Source organism: Paraburkholderia sp. 22098 (assembly GCF_052045935.1).
GTDB classification, from domain to species: Bacteria; Pseudomonadota; Gammaproteobacteria; order Burkholderiales; family Burkholderiaceae; genus Paraburkholderia; species Paraburkholderia caledonica.
The window spans coordinates 33,647-49,981 of record NZ_JBQEPV010000027.1 but is presented as its reverse complement, the minus strand read 5'-3'; the positions used below and the strand labels follow the sequence as shown (position 1 = coordinate 49,981).

At 61.6% G+C, this 16,335-nt stretch carries 13 protein-coding genes; 2 read left to right on the top strand and 11 right to left on the bottom strand.

Annotated features, from left to right (window positions below; genetic code table 11):
- Positions 1-172: 172 nt before the first annotated feature.
- From ACTJLB_RS32210 to ACTJLB_RS32165, 10 genes are all read right to left on the bottom strand, one after another.
- Positions 173-1,030, bottom strand: a complete 858-nt coding sequence (locus tag ACTJLB_RS32210) for a glycine betaine ABC transporter substrate-binding protein (protein WP_020067508.1) — start codon at positions 1,028-1,030, stop codon at positions 173-175.
- Between the two features lie 167 nt (positions 1,031-1,197).
- Positions 1,198-2,451 (bottom strand): hybrid-cluster NAD(P)-dependent oxidoreductase, encoded by a 1,254-nt coding sequence (locus ACTJLB_RS32205; RefSeq protein ID WP_087750779.1) that lies wholly within the window; start codon positions 2,449-2,451, stop codon positions 1,198-1,200.
- A 33-nt stretch (positions 2,452-2,484) separates the two neighbouring features.
- Positions 2,485-3,789, bottom strand: a complete 1,305-nt coding sequence (locus ACTJLB_RS32200) for an aromatic ring-hydroxylating oxygenase subunit alpha (RefSeq protein ID WP_440785646.1) — start codon at positions 3,787-3,789, stop codon at positions 2,485-2,487.
- Positions 3,790-3,862: 73 nt separating this feature from the next.
- A complete protein-coding gene (locus tag ACTJLB_RS32195; RefSeq protein WP_440785645.1) occupies positions 3,863-4,639 on the bottom strand; it encodes an electron transfer flavoprotein subunit beta/FixA family protein in 777 nt (258 codons plus the stop codon).
- Positions 4,636-5,805, bottom strand: a complete 1,170-nt coding sequence (locus tag ACTJLB_RS32190; protein ID WP_440785644.1) for an electron transfer flavoprotein subunit alpha/FixB family protein — start codon at positions 5,803-5,805, stop codon at positions 4,636-4,638. The genes ACTJLB_RS32195 and ACTJLB_RS32190 overlap by 4 nt, the downstream gene beginning before the upstream one ends.
- A gap of 4 nt (positions 5,806-5,809) precedes the next feature.
- Positions 5,810-7,723, bottom strand: coding sequence for a (Fe-S)-binding protein (locus tag ACTJLB_RS32185; RefSeq protein WP_088176237.1), 1,914 nt, complete (start codon positions 7,721-7,723; stop codon positions 5,810-5,812).
- 2 nt (positions 7,724-7,725) lie between these two features.
- A complete protein-coding gene (locus ACTJLB_RS32180; RefSeq protein ID WP_020067502.1) occupies positions 7,726-9,789 on the bottom strand; it encodes an NADH:flavin oxidoreductase in 2,064 nt (687 codons plus the stop codon).
- Between the two features lie 33 nt (positions 9,790-9,822).
- Positions 9,823-10,359 carry a DUF5943 domain-containing protein gene (locus tag ACTJLB_RS32175; RefSeq protein ID WP_020067501.1) on the bottom strand — a complete coding sequence of 179 codons (537 nt, stop codon included), beginning with the start codon at positions 10,357-10,359 and terminating at the stop codon, positions 9,823-9,825.
- A gap of 54 nt (positions 10,360-10,413) precedes the next feature.
- Positions 10,414-11,385, bottom strand: coding sequence for a dipeptidase (locus ACTJLB_RS32170; RefSeq protein WP_110406476.1), 972 nt, complete (start codon positions 11,383-11,385; stop codon positions 10,414-10,416).
- Positions 11,386-11,403: 18 nt separating this feature from the next.
- Positions 11,404-12,678 (bottom strand): serine hydroxymethyltransferase, encoded by a 1,275-nt coding sequence (locus ACTJLB_RS32165; protein WP_440785643.1) that lies wholly within the window; start codon positions 12,676-12,678, stop codon positions 11,404-11,406.
- Between the two features lie 531 nt (positions 12,679-13,209).
- Between ACTJLB_RS32165 and ACTJLB_RS32160 the strand changes: the two genes are divergently transcribed.
- Positions 13,210-14,205 carry a GlxA family transcriptional regulator gene (locus tag ACTJLB_RS32160; protein WP_020067498.1) on the top strand — a complete coding sequence of 332 codons (996 nt, stop codon included), beginning with the start codon at positions 13,210-13,212 and terminating at the stop codon, positions 14,203-14,205.
- Positions 14,206-14,301: 96 nt separating this feature from the next.
- On the opposite strand, the gene fdhA is transcribed toward ACTJLB_RS32160, so the two are convergent.
- Complete coding sequence (gene fdhA, locus ACTJLB_RS32155) at positions 14,302-15,501, bottom strand: formaldehyde dehydrogenase, glutathione-independent (RefSeq protein WP_408130576.1); 1,200 nt, start codon at positions 15,499-15,501, stop codon at positions 14,302-14,304.
- A 238-nt stretch (positions 15,502-15,739) separates the two neighbouring features.
- Here fdhA and betI point away from each other — a divergent pair, with 238 nt between their 5' ends.
- A complete protein-coding gene (gene betI, locus ACTJLB_RS32150) occupies positions 15,740-16,333 on the top strand; it encodes a transcriptional regulator BetI (RefSeq protein WP_408422803.1) in 594 nt (197 codons plus the stop codon).
- Positions 16,334-16,335: the final 2 nt, after the last annotated feature.

The window sequence follows — 16,335 nt, the reverse complement described above, 5'->3', positions numbered from 1 at the left end:
CCTCCCCACGCTCGGTCGCCCTCACGCAGTTGCGCTTTGCTTCGTTCGCTGTGGTCAGCTCACGATGGGACTTGCACCCACAAGATTGCGCCCATGCTGGGCGCACAAAGAAAAACGCCGCTTTGATAAGCGGCGTTTTTTGTCTTCGATGCGAGGACAGCTAAAGCTCTGTCTACTTAACCCAGCTATCCACTCGATCGCCGTGTGCGCTAATCCACGCGTCGGCAGCGGCGGTCGGCTTCTCGCCGTTCTGCGTGGCGAGCATCACGCTGTCGATCTCACCCGGCTTCCACTGGAACTTCTTCAGGAACGCGACGACGGGCGGCGCCTTCTTTTCCAGTTCCGGATTGACGACGCTGTCCACGTGCTCCGCCTCACCGAACACTTTCTTCGGATCTTCAAGGAACTTGAGCTTGTACTTTGCGAACATCCAGTGCGGCTTCCAGCCGGTTACGATGATCGGCTTGCTCGCCGCTTCCGATCGCGCGAGTTCCGCAGTCATTGCGCTGCCAGAACTCGGCATCAGCTTGTAGTCGAGTCCGTAAGCCTTGATTGCCTCGCTGGTCTTCTGCATCACGCCCGCACCTGCGTCGATACCGACAATGCGCGAGCCGAACTCCGCTTTCTTCGCTTCCAGGTCGCCGACCGTTTTCACGTCGAGATTGTCGGGCACGATAAGACCGATCTTCGCGTCGTTGAAATTCGGACCGAGATCGACCACTTTGTCCTTGAAATTGTTCCAGTACGCGCCGTGCGTGACTGGCAGCCATGCGGACAGCGTCGCGTCGAGGTCGCCACGCGCCACACCCTGCCACATCACACCCGCTGCAACCGGTACGAGTTGCACCTGATAGCCCAGGCGTTTTTCGATCACGCGGGCGGCGACGTTCGATGTCGCGACGCTATCGTCCCAGCCTTCCACGTAGCCGATCTTGATGGTCGGCTTCGTATCCGCCGGGGCGCTTACGCTGGTTGCCGCCAGCGCCGCACTCAGAGTGCTCAACACCAGTATCTTTTTGATCAGTCTCATCGCCGTTCTCCCGTTTGCCGTCAAAAAACAACCCATTGAGCATTTAGAATCGCCAGCCAGAATTGCCCGGTAACGTTGTTTTGCGACACATAGTTGTCCGCACGCGACCTGGCTCTTCCGCTTGCTGCCGCGACTCACGGCAGTTTGTTCCTGACCGTTGGCGCCAGTCACTTCTCTACGACGAGATCGGTGAGCGGCTTGCTGCAGCAGAGCAGCACCATGCCTTGATCGATTTCCCGCTGACGAATGCCGCCCGCGTGTTTCATCGCCACCTCGCCCGATACCAGCTTCACCTTGCAGGTTCCGCACATGCCCTGCGTGCACGATGCCGGCAGGCGCACACCCGCTTTCTTCGCAGCATCCAGCACATGCTGGCCGCTGTCGCACTCGATCTCACGATTGCTTTTCGTGAAGCTGACTTTGTAGCGTGTCTGCACTTCGGCCACGCCGGGTGCGGCAGCCGGCTCGAAAGCCGGTGCCTGTTCCCGGGCTTCTACAAAACTCTCGGCTGTTGCCGGCTCGGCCGCGTTCTGCAACACCTCGGCGACATGCACGGTAGCCAATTGTGCGGCGACCTCGCTGACCGTGCCGAACGAAAAGCTTTCTTCATGATAATGGCCGCGGTCGAAACCGCCCTCGTCCAGCAGGTTGCGTACTGCTTGCATGTACGGCGTGGGCCCGCAAGTGAAGATCTCGCGTTCGAGAAAGTCCGGTGCAATCAGCTTGAGTAAGGGCAACGTCAGAAAACCCGTGACACCTGGCCAGTTCGTGCGTGCGCCAACCCGCTCGCAAACAAATGCAGTACGAAAACGCGCGTGATTTGACGCGATCAGATCGAGTTCGCGCGCGAAGATAATGTCGTCGGGCGTGCGGGCGCTGTGCACGAAGACAATGTCGCTGTCCTCGCCCAGTTCGTGATGCGCGCGACTCATCGACATCAGCGGCGTAATGCCTGAACCGGCCGACAGAAACAGCAGCTTGCGCGCAGGGTGGCGGGCGCACGTGAATTCGCCCGCCGGCCCCAGCACGCGAACTTCGCCGCCCACCTGCAGATTGTCATGCAGCCAGTTCGATACTTTGCCGCCCGGCACACGCTTCACCGTAATGGAGATGGTGTGCGGACGCGTAGGCGGAGAGGAAATCGTATAGCAACGGTTGATCGACTCACCGTCGATATCCAGTTCGAGCGTGATGAACTGTCCCGGCTCGAACACGAAGGTTCGTTCGCCCGGCGCGCGGAAGAAAAAGCTCTTCACGTCATGCGTTTCCTGGCGCACATGGCAGCACACCAGTGTTTCGTCCACATCGCTGTTCCACCGCGCGGGCAGCGTGTCCCAGAAGCGCGGCTGCGTAACACGGCTTGTTGCGTATTGCGATGCCGGCTCGGTGCCGAGCTGAAACGTCGCCTGATCGCGCATCATTGTTTTCTCCCGCTCCTGGTTGCGATCGTGCGCTCAGCGCTTGAAGGACACGACTTTCTCGCCGAATGCGGACGGCGCCGCATCGTGCGTCTGCGGCGCGTTGCTGTAGTCTGCGATGCGGCCGATGTACCACTCGCAGAACTTCTCCACGAGACCCTCTGTGAACGGCGAATACGGACCCGGCTCATAGGCGCTGCTCGTTGCGCCGCGTTGCGAGTATTCAACGAGTGCGCGGTCCTGATCATTGGTCGCGCGCCATACGGCCGTCAGGTTGTTGACGTCGTAGTCGATGCCTTCGCGCGCATCCTTGTGCACGAGCCATTTCGTGCGCACGAGCGTCTTGCCGGCCGAAAGCGGAATCACCGAGAAGCTAACAATGTGATCGCTCATGAAGTGATGCCACGAATTGGGCTGCGTCCAGAACGACAAACCGCCAAGATCGGCCTGCTCGAAGCCGCCGAGCAATTTCTTCGACGCCACTTTCGCGTCCAGCGTCTGCGATTCGCCGTCCCGATCGAGCGGCAGACGTTGCGTGCGAAAACCGGTAACGAGATCCGCGAGCCGGTCGATTTCCGCCGACGGCAGCTTCATTGCTTCCCATTGCGCGGTACGGCGAGCAACTGTCTCTTCGAAAGCGGCCATGCCTTCTTCGTTAGCCGGTGTACGTTGATAGCCGAAACCGTATTCGTAAAGCGAAATGGTCAGCTCAGGATGGTTCGCGACGCAGTGATAGCACTCGCGATTGTTCTCCATCGTCAGCTTCCAGTTGCCTTCCTCGATGATGTCGATCGACGCCGCGATCTTGCAGCCGGCCAGTTGATGCGGTGCCAGGTACGGCTCCATTGCCGCGCGCATGACGGAAAAGTCAGCGGGCGGATTGTCCGCCAGACAGATAAAGATGAGTCCCGCGAGGTTCTCGACGTGGACTTTCTTCAAGCTGTGTTTGCAGCGGTCGAACTGGTCGCCCATATGCTCGGCGAACATCAGGTCGCCGTTCAGGTTATACGTCCAGCTGTGATACGGGCACACGATATTGCCGAGCGAACCCTTGTCGGTATTGCACAAGCGTGCGCCGCGATGGCGGCAGACGTTATGAAACGCCCGTACCTGCATGTCGTCGTCGCGTACGATCAGAATGGAATCCTGTCCGATTTCCACTGTGATGTAATCGCCCGGCTCGGGCACGTCCGGCTCAACCGCGACCTGAATCCAGTGCTTGCGGAAGATCACGTCCATGTCGAGCGCGAAGATGTCCTCGCTCGTATAGAACGGCGCTTCCAGCGTGTAATTCTTCTTGCGGCGTTCGATCATTGCGCGAACGTCTGCGGAAACTTTCATTGTGTGCTCCGTTGCGTGTCACGTCTGGCGCCGCGCCAGGCCCTCCTGGCCGCATGCTCGCCTGAACCGGAAATCAGTAATCCACGAGTTGATGCTCGCGCAAATACGCCAGAATCACTTGTGCTTTTTCGACGGAACTCCCTTCAATTACGACGCTGCCGCCGCGGCTTTCCGTCGTGGTTGCGGAGAGCATCCGGGCGTGGCCCGAGCGCTTCTCGGCAGCGGCGAGACGCACCGGCTTGCTGCTCGCCGGGCGAATAGTCCAGGCGAGCTCCGTCGCGCGAGCGGGTGCCGCACAGGCGACCGGGTGAATGGTCCCTTCGCGCTGCCGTGCATAGGCATAGGTCGGCGTTGCGTTTGCCATCGGATGCACGGCGATCAGTGCGGGCAATTGCACCTCGACACGGCGCCGCAAACCCTTGGGCATGAATTGCCGAACTTGTGCGCACCCGTCCTTCACGACCACATCGACGGCCGCGCCGACGAGCGGAATGCCCAACGCATTCGCCACCCGATACGGCAGCATGCCGCTGTCGAAAGCGCCTTCGGCGCGCGTGCCGCTTAGCACGAGATCGTAGCCGGGCAGACGCGCGGCAAGCAGCGCTGCGCCATCGGCTTGCGACCCGTCTGCGTTGGGAACGGCAAGCACTTCGACGGAGCGCGCGCCTAGCGCAAGATATTCCTGTAGTGCGGGATTCGCAGGGTCGCCGGCGTGCAGCACGTCGAGTGTCCCAGCATGCTGCTTTGCGAGCGTCAAGGCGAGCGTCAGTGCGGCCGCGTCGTTACGGCTGTAGCGCGCAACGCCGCTCACCGGATGTCGGCCCACGGAAACGAGAACGGCGATTTTCATGCGAGCGCTCCTTCCGCTACAGCCTTCGAGTTCAGTAAAGCAGCACCTGTGCCGCGTGCAGTGCGCGCTGCGGCAGCCGCGTCATTGAGTGCCGCGATGGTTTCCTGCGCATCGGCAATGACGGTCAGGTTCGCACGCTTGGCGATGGGCGCGCTTGCATCCAGATTCACCGCGATCACATGCCGGCAATCTTTGATGCCCTGCAAATGCTGCACGGCGCCGGATATGCCAAATGCGATATACACGCTCGCTTCAACGGTCTTGCCGGTCGCGCCGATCTGCTTGTCGCGTGTGAATTTGCCGTCGTCCACTGCGACACGGCTTGCACCGATCGCCGCGCCGAGCGTGGCCGCGAGACGCTCGAACGCAGGCACATCGCTGACACCGTTGCCTGCGGAGACGATGAAGTCCGCTTCTTCGAGCGCGAGCTGCGCGGCGTCCATCTCCTCGATACCGAGGTCGCGCACGATGCCTCTGGTGGCAGTCGGTTCGCCATCGAAACGCCATGCGACTCGCTCTCCTGCGCCGACGAACGGCAACTTGGGATCGACCGCATTGGGCGCAAGCAATACCACTTCTGGCAGCGCACACGAAGCGAACGCAGTGTTCGCATGCGCATAAGCGGCCACGTGAGACGCATCGATTTCAACGACGTGTGTCGCGACGCTCGCATTTGCCGCCGCCGCATACCGGCGGCCAAGATCGCCGTCGCCGGTCGCGTTGTCGGGCAGGAATAGATGCACCGGCGCATATGCCGCGACGCATGCGGCGAGCGCGTTCAATTCGTCGTCCGGTGCGAAATGGCGACGATCGAACGAAGGCAACTCGATCAGCTTGTCAGCGCCCAATGCGCCGGCGTCGCCCGTAAATTCGCCGAATACCAGCAGCACGATCTCGGTGGTGGCATCGGCGATCAATGCCGCGGCGGCCAGCGTCTGGCGCGCGTGATCGTCGAGTGCGCCACGGTCCGCGTGCGCCGCCACCAGCATCACATGCTGCGGCGTGGCGCTCGTGCGGCGCGGCTTCGGTTGTTCACGATGCGCGGCACCCGATGCGGCGAAATCCATTGCACCCGCCACACCGGTCACGCCCAGCGTGATGCGTCTGAGTCCGTCAACGGTGATCGTGAACGGGCGGCGCGGATCGATTCGTTTGATTGTGTTCATCGCGTTACTCCAGCGCTGCTGCAACCAGTTCGGCGACGTCCAGTACTTCAGGACGGGGCCCAACTACGCCTTCGAGCATCGCGGTGCAATTCGGGCAGCCCACCGCGACAATCTCGGCGCCGATGCCGCGCGCGTCGTCGATACGAATGTCCGGAATGCGCCGCTTGCCCGGAATGTCCGTCAACGGGGCACCGCCGCCGCCACCGCAGCAACGTCCACGCATGCCGTGGCGCTCCATTTCGACAACCTTGATGCCAATGCTCTTCAGCACGCGGCGCGGCGCTTCGGTCTCGCCGTTGTAGCGGCCCAGGTAGCACGGATCGTGATACGTGATCTTGCTGTCCGCGTAGGCGGCGAGCGCGCGCGGCGACAGCTTGCCGCTCGCGACCAGTTCATCGATCAGCGCCGTATGATGCTGTACTTCATAGAAGCCGCCCAACGCCCGATACTCGTTGCGCAAGCTGTGCAACACGTGGGGATCGGAAGTGACGATCTTGCCGAACGAGTACTGCGAGAGCGTGCCGATCAACTTCTTTGCGAGTTGCTGGAACGTAGCTTCGTCGCCGAGACGCCGGGCCGTGTCGCCTGTATCGGTTTCGACGCCGCCGAGCACCGCATAATCGACACCCGCGCGGTTCAGCACCTTGACGAGCGCGCGCAGCGTGCGCTGATAGCGCATGTCGAACGCACCTTCGCCCGCAATCAGCAGCACATCCACGCGGCGCCCAGGCTGCGCGACCTGCACTTGCAGGTCGACCGCCCAGTCATAACGTGCGCCGATGTCGTAACCGTTCGAACTGCCCGTTTCGCGCAGATTCGAGAGCGTGATCGGCCCCTTGCCCGGCACCGTGCCTTCCACGAGCGTCTGATTGCGGCGCATATCGACAATGGCGTCGACGTGCTCGATCAGCATCGGGCACTCCTGCACGCAAGCGCGGCAGGTCGTGCATGACCACAGCGTTTCTGCCTCGATCAGGCTGGAAATCAGCGGCTTGCCAGGCGCACCGCCATGCTTGCCGACAGGAATGCCGGGGGTTGGGGAGCCTGCGTATTCGGCGTCCGTGCCGCCCACCATGCCCGTCACCAGATCCTGAATGAGCTTCTTCGGATTGAGCGGTTGGCCCGCGGCGAACGCGGGACACGCTGCTTCGCATTTGCCGCACTGCACGCAGGCATCGAAACTGAGCAACTGGTTCCAGCGAAACTCCACGGGCTTGCCCACGCCGTATTCTTTCGCGTCGAGCAGCGGCGCCTTCAATGCGGTCGGCGGCACGATGTCGCGATCGTTACGCTCGGCAAAGCGCTCCTGACGCGGATGAAACGCGAGATGCAGGAGACCCGCGAGCGCATGTTTCATCGGACCGCCACGCGCGGCGCCGAATGTCATCGTGAACGCGCCCACTGCGATCAGCAGCGCGACGATGATCGCGAGCGCGCCCGACATCGCCGCGGCCGGCAATGCGATGAACAACAGGAGACCGAGCGCGAACGACCCGAGCAACAGCGGCAGATGATCCCACGGGCCGCGCGAAAGCCGCGCGGGTACCGCTTTCGCACCATGCCGGCGACGCCACACGAAAACCGCGCCGACCAGCATCACGAGCGCGGCAAGAAAGATCAGCTTGTCGAGCCACGGCGAATAGATCGCGAGACCGTAGTTGACGAACACGAGCGCCATCGCGAGGATCGCCCCGCCGGCAGTCGCCACGTGCGTTTTCGCAATGTACGGGTCGCGCGCGACCACATGATGCAGATCGACGAAGTAGCGTTTCGGAATCGACAGCAGATTCGCCCAGCCGTACGCGCCCGCCGCCGTGGCGCGACCCACGCGCCAATACGCGGCGCGCTTCGCGAGCGCGAAAGCCAGACCCGCCATCGACAACCACAACAGCACGGTGATGACAGACACGGGGCTCATTGTCAGAAGTCCTTGCAAAGGCGCAGCGCGTCGTAAATCGCGCCGTGAATGTTGTGCATGGAGATGCAGTCGCCGACGCGAAACAGCAGGAAGCGGCCATTACCGAGCTCTTCGGACAGCGACGGCTGCGGCTCGGATGCAAAGAGCTTATGCACGTCGACCTGCCCGCGATTGACGGACTCCGGCTTTAGCTTCCAGTACAACTCGTCGTTCGGCGTGCTGCCGTTCTCGATCACGACCTGATCGACTGCGCGCTCTTCCTGCTCCTCCGTGTACTCGTTGCGGATCACGGCGATCTTCTTGCCGTCTTCCTCGTACACTTTGTCGAGCCAGTAATTCGGTGTATGGACCACCCCCTGCGCATAGAGGCGGCGATAGAAAATCGGGAACGTGGTGCCGCCCACGTCGTCGGCCACTTTCACGTCGGGCGTGACGATCTCCACGTTCGAGCCGCGGCTCGATATGAAATCGGCGACGCCGGCGCCGGCATGCGTGCTCACGCCGTCGTACACGAGGACATTCTTGCCCGGCTCGACCTTGCCCGAGAGCACGTCCCACGAACTCACCGCGAGGCCTTCGTCGACGCCCCACGCCGCGACTTGCGACGTGAACGCCGAGCCGCCCGTGGCGAGCACCACGATGTCCGGCTTTTCGGCCATGATGGTTTTATCGTCGGCGGCAACACCGAGACGGCGGTCCACGCCCAGGCGCTTTGTTTCCATATCGAACCAGCGGACAATGCCTGCCATCTGTTCACGCTGCGGCGCTTTTGCCGCGAGCATGATCTGGCCGCCCACATAGTCGTTCTTCTCGAACAGCACCACGTCATGGCCGCGCGACTTCGCGACCCGCGCCGCTTCGAGTCCCGCAGGACCCGCGCCGACCACGACGACCTTGCGCTTCGGCCCGTTCGTACGCGCAATGACATGCGGCATGGTCGCTTCGCGCGAGGTTGCCGCGTTCTGCACGCACAGCACGTCGAGCCCGTTGTACTGGCGGTCGATGCAATAGTTCGCGCCGACGCATTGCTTGATTTCGTCCTCGCGGCCATCGCGGATCTTGATGACCATATGCGGGTCGGCAATCTGCGCGCGTGTCATGCCGACCAGATCGACCATGCCGCTCGCCAGCAGACGCTCGGCCTGGCCCGCGTCGCGAATACTTTGCGCATGCATGACCGGAACTTTCACGACCGACTTGATGCCGGCTGCGAGATGCACGAAAGGCTCGGGCGGCAGCGCCATCGGCGGCATGCAGTTGGCGAGCGTGTTGTGCGTATCCGCGCCGGAGCCGATCACGCCGAGATAATCGATCAGGCCGCTTTCGCTCATTGCCTGCGCGATCTCTTTCAGTTGCTCGTGATCGAGACCGTCTTCGTGGAACTCGTCGCCGCACATGCGCAAACCCACGCAGAAATCGGGGCCCACTGCTTCACGCACTGCTTGCAATACTTCGACGCCGAAACGCAGGCGGTTTTCAAGCGAACCGCCCCATTCGTCGGTACGAAAATTGGTGCGTGGGCTCCAGAACTGGTCGATGAGATGCTGGTGCGCCGCCGAGATCTCGACGCCGTCCATGCCCGCATCCTTCACGCGTTTCGCGGCAGCCGCGAAGTCGGTGATAATGCGGCGAATCTCTTCCACTTCAATGATCTTTGCGTTGCCCCGATGCACCGGCTCACGCACGCCCGAAGGCGACATCAGATGCGGCCAGTGTTCGCCATGAAACGCCGAGCGGCGGCCCATGTGCGTGGCCTGAATCATGATCTTGGCGCCGTGCGCGTGCATGGCTTCCGCGAGCCGCGAGAGCGGATCGATGATCTTGTCGGTCGACAGATTCACCGACTTCCACCAGCCTTGCGGACTGTCGATCGAGACCGGGCTCGAACCGCCGCATACGGCGAGGCCCACACCACCCTTGGCCTTTTCTTCGTAGTAACGGATATAACGGTCGCCGGGCAGTCCGCCGGGTTCCGCATACACCTCCGCATGCGCAGTGCTGACAATGCGGTTGCGCAAAGTCAGCTTGTTCAGCGTAAGAGGCTTGAAAAGGTTCGGGTAACGCATCGCGATCGACCTCGGAATAAATGACTTCTAGTGCTATGCCGCGAGCGGCGACACTTCGAACACGCAATGGTCGTGGCCTTCCGCCGCGCATCGCGCTTCTTTCGACTGCGAAGGCGGACCCTTGCGTTGTGAATCGGGCGCCGTGTCGTTGACCCAATCCATTGCTCCCGCGAACCAGCCGGCGAACATGTAGCAGAGCTTGCCGACTTTGCCCGGTTGCGCGAGCACGAACGACGAGTGATGCAGTTCGATACGCGCATGCGACGTGGACGGATCGCTTTCCGTGATCGTGAAGATGCCCCAGCCGCGTTGCGAAAGCCGCTTCAGGTAGTGCTCGAACACGGCCATGCCGGCGATGCCGTGCTGTTTGGCTTCCTTGTCGCACCAGAAGTACGCGGACTTATAGCCCGCCTTGTAGAGAATCTCGGCATACGTGTCGATGCCGAGTGCTTCTTCAACGGCGGTATGGTTGTTCGTGAAGAAATGGCGCGGCACGTACAGCATCGGCAGCGCGTCGGTGGTCCAGACGCCGGTGTTCGCATCGACGTCGATAGGCAGTTGAGGTTGCATGTGGAAGACTCCTTGTTTTGTGGGGCGAATCTGCGGGCTATGCGCGCGTGAAGCTCAAACCTTCCACACCTCACCGAATACGCGGACCCAGTTCTCACCCATGATCTTTTTGATGCGCGTCTCGCTCCAACCCGCGCGCTCCATCGCGGCGGTCAGGTTCGGAAACTCGCCGATCGTGCGGATGCCTTCCGGATTCACGACCTTGCCGAAGTTCGTCAACTGGCGATAACGGCCCTTGTCGTGCGTGATCCAGTCGAAGAACTCGGTGCTGTAGCCTTGCGTGAAGTCCGTGCCGATGCCGACCTGGTCTTCGCCAATCAAATTCACCACGTAGTCGATTGCCTCGATATAGTCTTCGACGGTGGCGTCCGGACCGCGCTTCAGGAAAGGCGCGAACATGGTCACGCCGACAAAGCCGCCGGCGTCGGCGATCTCTTTCAGTTGTTCGTCGCTCTTGTTGCGCGGGTGCTCTTTGAGTCCCGACGGGCAGCAATGCGAATAGCACACCGGCTTTTTCGACGCAGCAATCGCTTCCGACGAAGTTTTTCCGCCGACATGCGAAAGATCCACCATGATGCCGACGCGATTCATTTCCTGGATCACTTCACGGCCATAACCGGACAGACCGCCGTCGCGCTCATAGCAGCCGGTGCCGACCAGATTCTGCGTGTTGTAGCAAAGCTGAACCACGTTCACACCGAGGTCTTTGAATGCCTCGATATAGCCGAGGTTGTCCTCGAATGCATGCGCGTTCTGGAAGCCGAAAATGATGCCGGTCTTGTTCTCTTTCTTCGCGCGGAAGATGTCGTCGGTCGTGCGCACGAGTGTGAGAATCTCGCCGTACTCGCGGATCTGCTGCTTCATTTCGGCGATGTTATCGACGGTCTTCTGGAAGCTTTCCCACACGGACACCGTGCAGTTCACCGCGGTCACACCGCCCTTGCGCATATCTTCGAACACCGAGCGCTCGAACTTCGAAATGTTCAGGCCGTCGATGATGATGCTGTTTTCGTGCAAATTGCTCATCGTGTGCTCCAGGTGTTCTCAGTAAATGGGGAAGCGCTCGCACAGCGCGAAAATCTCGCGGCGCACGCGTTGTTCGGTGGCCGCATGGCCTTCGGGGTGGTCGCGCAGCGAATCGAGCACTTCCACGATCAAGCGGCCCACGTCGCGGAACTCGTTCACGCCGAAGCCGCGCGTCGTGCCCGCGGGTGTGCCGAGGCGCACGCCCGAGGTGATCGTCGGCTTTTCCGTGTCGAACGGAATGCCGTTCTTGTTGCACGTAATGCCTGCGCGCTCCAGCGCCTGCTCGACCTGATTGCCCTTGAGACCCTTCGGCCGCAAATCGACCAGCAGAAGATGGTTGTCGGTGCCGCCCGTCACGAGATCCACGCCGCCCGCCTTCAGTACTTCGCCGAGGGCCTGTGCGTTGGCGAGCACGTTGTCGATGTAGGTCTTGAAGCCGGGTTGCAACGCCTCGCCTAACGCGACTGCCTTGCCCGCGATCACGTGCATCAGCGGGCCACCTTGCAAGCCGGGGAACACAGCGGAGTTGATCTTCTTTGCGATGTCTTCGTCATTCGTCAGCACAAAGCCGCCGCGCGGACCGCGCAAGGTCTTGTGCGTGGTGGAGGTCACTACATGCGCATGCTCGACCGGATTGGCGTGACGTCCGGCCGCGATCACGCCGGCAATGTGCGCCATATCCACCATCAGCTTCGCACCGACGCTGTCGGCAATCGCACGCAGCCGCTTGAAATCCAGCGCGCGCGGATACGCCGAGAAGCCGGCGATCAGCAGCGCGGGTTTATGCTGCTGCGCAAGTTCCTCGATCTGCTCGTAGTCGATCAGCAGCGTGTCGCGGTTCACACCGTACTGCACCGCGTTGAACCACTTGCCCGACATGGCCGGCTTCGCGCCGTGCGTGAGGTGCCCGCCCGCGTCGAGCGACATGCCGAGCACCGTGTCGCCCGGCTTCACCAGCGCGAGCATGACCGCACCGTTCGCCTGCGCGCCGGAATGCGGCTGCACATTAGCGAACTTCGCGTTGAACAGTTGCTTGATGCGTTCGAGCGCAAGGGTCTCGATCTCGTCGACGTATTCACAGCCGCCGTAGTAACGCTTGCCCGGATAACCTTCCGCATATTTGTTGGTCAGCACCGAGCCTTGTGCTTCGAGCACCGCGCGTGACACGATGTTTTCCGACGCGATCAGTTCGACTTGCGACTGCTGGCGCTCGAGCTCTTTCAAAATAGCGCCGCGCACCGCCTGATCGCGCGTGGCGAGCGATTCTTCGAAGAAAGGATTCGGGTTCGACATGGAAGGTCCGTGGAATCGTTGACGGGAAGGCCCGGAAGCCGCGCTGACGCTTGGCTTGTGCGGCGCTTGCGCCCTGCTGCTACCGGCTTGCATTGCGTCTATTCTTGACGCTTGCATCGCGCGTCAATTTATGAATTCAGACGCGTTCTTTGCCTTTTCCGCCATGAGCGACCTTTTTCGACAAGTCGCCCGCGCGAGCCTGCCCATGTCGTGACCGGCGCCTCGGTAAGTACCCTGAGAGATGTCGCTCGCGCGGCCATGCCGAGGTCGAACGACCGTTCGATGCTGAAGGAATTCTGAACAGCAGCTAAACGCGATGCGCGGTTAAGGTGCGGGTTTTCAGCGTCGGTGGTGCTGCTGTGGTGCCGCTGTGTGCACTCCTGGTGCCGTTTCGCGAGCGTTCCGCGCATCGGCATCGACAACCAAGGGTTTAGCCTGATGGCATGGTAGTTGCGCTAGTACGCAAAATTGAAGAAGTCGCCGCTCCCCACGGCGACGCGACACTATAGATTCCAAGGAATCACTCCTCACATGTCCACCGATCGCACGGCGTCACTGTCGCATTTCGCCTTCATGCCCGTTCCGAACTTCACGATGATCGCGTTCACGAATGCGATCGAAGTACTGCGCATGGCGAACTACCTGACGGGGCAGACGCTATATCGCTGGTCGATCGTGAGTCCCGACGGCGGGCCGGTGGCGGCAAGCAATGGTTTGTCGGTCGATACGGGTCCCGTCGAATGCGTCGGCCAGCCGGATATCGTGTTCGTGATCGGCGGCATCGACGTGCAACACGCGACCACGCCGGCTCATTTGTCCGCCTTGCGCCGTTTCGCCCGCATGGGTTGTGTACTCGGCAGCCTGTGCACGGGCACCTACGCGCTTGCGCGTGCCGGGTTGCTCGCGGGCTACGCCTGTGCGATTCACTGGGAGAACATGTCGGCGCTCAAAGAAGAATTCCCCGACACGCGTTTTCTGAAAGAACTGTTCGTGATCGATCGCGACCGTGTGACATGCACAGGCGGTGTCGCGCCGCTCGACATGATGCTGAACCTGATCGCTCCGCGCGTCGGCACCGCGCGCGTAACGCAGATCGCCGAGCAGTTCATCGTCGAACATGTGCGCGATACGAGCGCGCAACAGAAAATGCCGCTGGTCGCGCGACTCGGTTCGGCCAACAAGTCGCTGTTCGAAGTGATCTCGCTGATGGAGAACAACATCGAGGAGCCGCTGTCACGCGAGGAACTGGCGAGACTCGCCGGCATGTCGCAAAGGCAGTTGCAGCGCCTTTTCCGCGAGCATCTGGGGATGACGCCCACGCATTACTATCTGACACTGCGTTTGCGGCGCGCGCGCGAACTGCTGCTGCAAACCGATATGTCGATCATGAACATCACGATGGCTTGCGGTTTTCAGTCCGCCTGCCACTTTTCGAAAAGTTATCGCGACGCATTCGGCACTGCGCCCACGCGCGAGCGTCGCAAGCAATCGCCTTCTCTGTCTTCGGCGCCGGTCATGGCGGCCTGAAAAGCGCCCCTACTCGCCAGCGTCAAAGAAAAACGCGTTGAACGGAGATCCGTTCAACGCGTTTCTTTATGGGCAGCCTCTAGTTTCTTGCGATGCTCACGCCGCCTTCAGCAAGCCGTGCGGATCGATAACGAATTTGCGCGGCGCGCCGCCGTCGAATTGACGGTAACCATCAGGCGCCTGGTCGAGCGACACCACGGTCACGTTGACGATGTCGGCAATCGGCAAGCGGTCCCACAAGATCGCCTGCATGAGGTTGTGGTTGTACTTCATCACCGGCGTCTGGCCCGTATGGAACGAGTGCGACTTGGCCCAGCCGAGCCCGAAGCGGATGCTCAGACTACCCTTGCGAGCGGCCGCGTCGGCGGCACCCGGATCGTCGGTCACGTAAAGGCCCGGAATGCCAATCGCGCCTGCTGCGCGCGTGATCTCCATCAGCGAGTTCAGTACCGTGGCCGGTGCTTCCTCGTGCGAGCCGCTGCTTCCATGTCCATGCGCCTCGAAGCCTACGCAGTCCACCGCGCAATCCACTTCCGGCTTGCCGAGAATCTGTTCGATCTGTTCGCCAAGCGTCGCGTCTTTCGACAGGTCAACGGTCTCGAAGCCCATCTTGCGCGCATGCGCAAGACGCTCCTCATTCATGTCGCCGACAATCGTGCAGGCCGCGCCCAGGAGGCGCGCCGACGCGGCCGCCGCCATGCCGACCGGCCCCGCGCCTGCAATGTAGACGGTCGAGCCCGGCTTCACGCCCGCCATCACTGCGCCGTGATAACCGGTCGGCAGAATGTCGGACAGACAGGTGAGATCGCGGATCTTCGACATGGCCTGCGCGCGATCGGGGAATTTCAGCAGGTTGAAGTCGGCGTACGGCACCAGCACGTACTCGGCCTGTCCGCCAATCCAGCCACCCATGTCGACATAGCCGTAAGCGCCGCCCGCGCGCGACGGATTGACGTTCAGGCATACGCCCGTGTGCTGCGACTTGCAGGTCGGGCAGCGTCCGCAAGCCACGTTGAACGGCACCGACACCAGATCGCCGATGCTCAGCGTCTCGACGTCGCGACCCACTTCGATCACCTCGCCGGTAATCTCGTGGCCAAGCACGAGGCCCACCTCGGCGGTCGTGCGGCCGCGCACCATATGCTGATCGGAGCCGCAAATATTCGTGCTCACGACCTTCAGAATTACGCCATGGCCGATCGCGCGGCCACGTGGATCGACCATCTTCGGATAGTCGATCGACTGCACTTCCACCTTGCCCTGCCCGAGATATACGACGCCGCGATTGCTGCTCATTGAATGTCTCCGTGTCTTGTGAGAGACGCGTGGATTGTGTGCCACGCGCCGTTCAACGAGCGTAGCGCCCGCTGCAAGCAATCACCTGCATGGAACGCGACATGGGTTTGGCCGTAACCGACATGGCCGCAGACGTCTGTTTTTATTGATTGACCGTTCAATATAAAAAACCTACCATGCGCCGGTTGAATATGCGGTCTGCGCCAGCCGCGAGTCGTCCAATCTTCACACCATCACCATGCCCAAGCTCGGAATGCGCGAAATCCGCCGCGCCCAGTTGATCGACGCCACGTTGCTCACCATCGACCAGACCGGCCTGGCGGGCGCGACGCTGGCGTCTGTCGCCCAACGCGCAAGCATTTCCACGGGCATTGTCAGCCACTATTTCGGCGACAAGGACGGCTTGCTGGAAGCCACCATGCGGCACGTGCTGCGCGATCTGTGGCAGGCCACTTCACGTCGGCGCCGCGCGGCAAAGCCCGACCCGCGTTCCAGGCTGCGAGCGGTAGTCGCCGCCAACTTCGATGCTGAGCAAACCAGCGCGCCCGTCATGAAGACGTGGCTCGCCTTCTGGTCGGAGAGCATGCACAAGCCGCATTTGCGTCGGCTGCAATACGTGAATACGCGGCGCCTGAACTCGAATCTGTGCGCCGATTTTGCGAAGGCGATGCCACGCGCAGCCGCGCGGAGGGCGGCGAGCGGGCTCGCTGCGCTGATCGACGGACTGTGGCTGCGCGGCGCGCTGTCGGGCGAACCGTTCGACACTAAAGCGGCGCTACGTGTGGCAAACGAATACATCGACCTGGTGCTGGCGGCGCGCGAATCGGCGTAGAT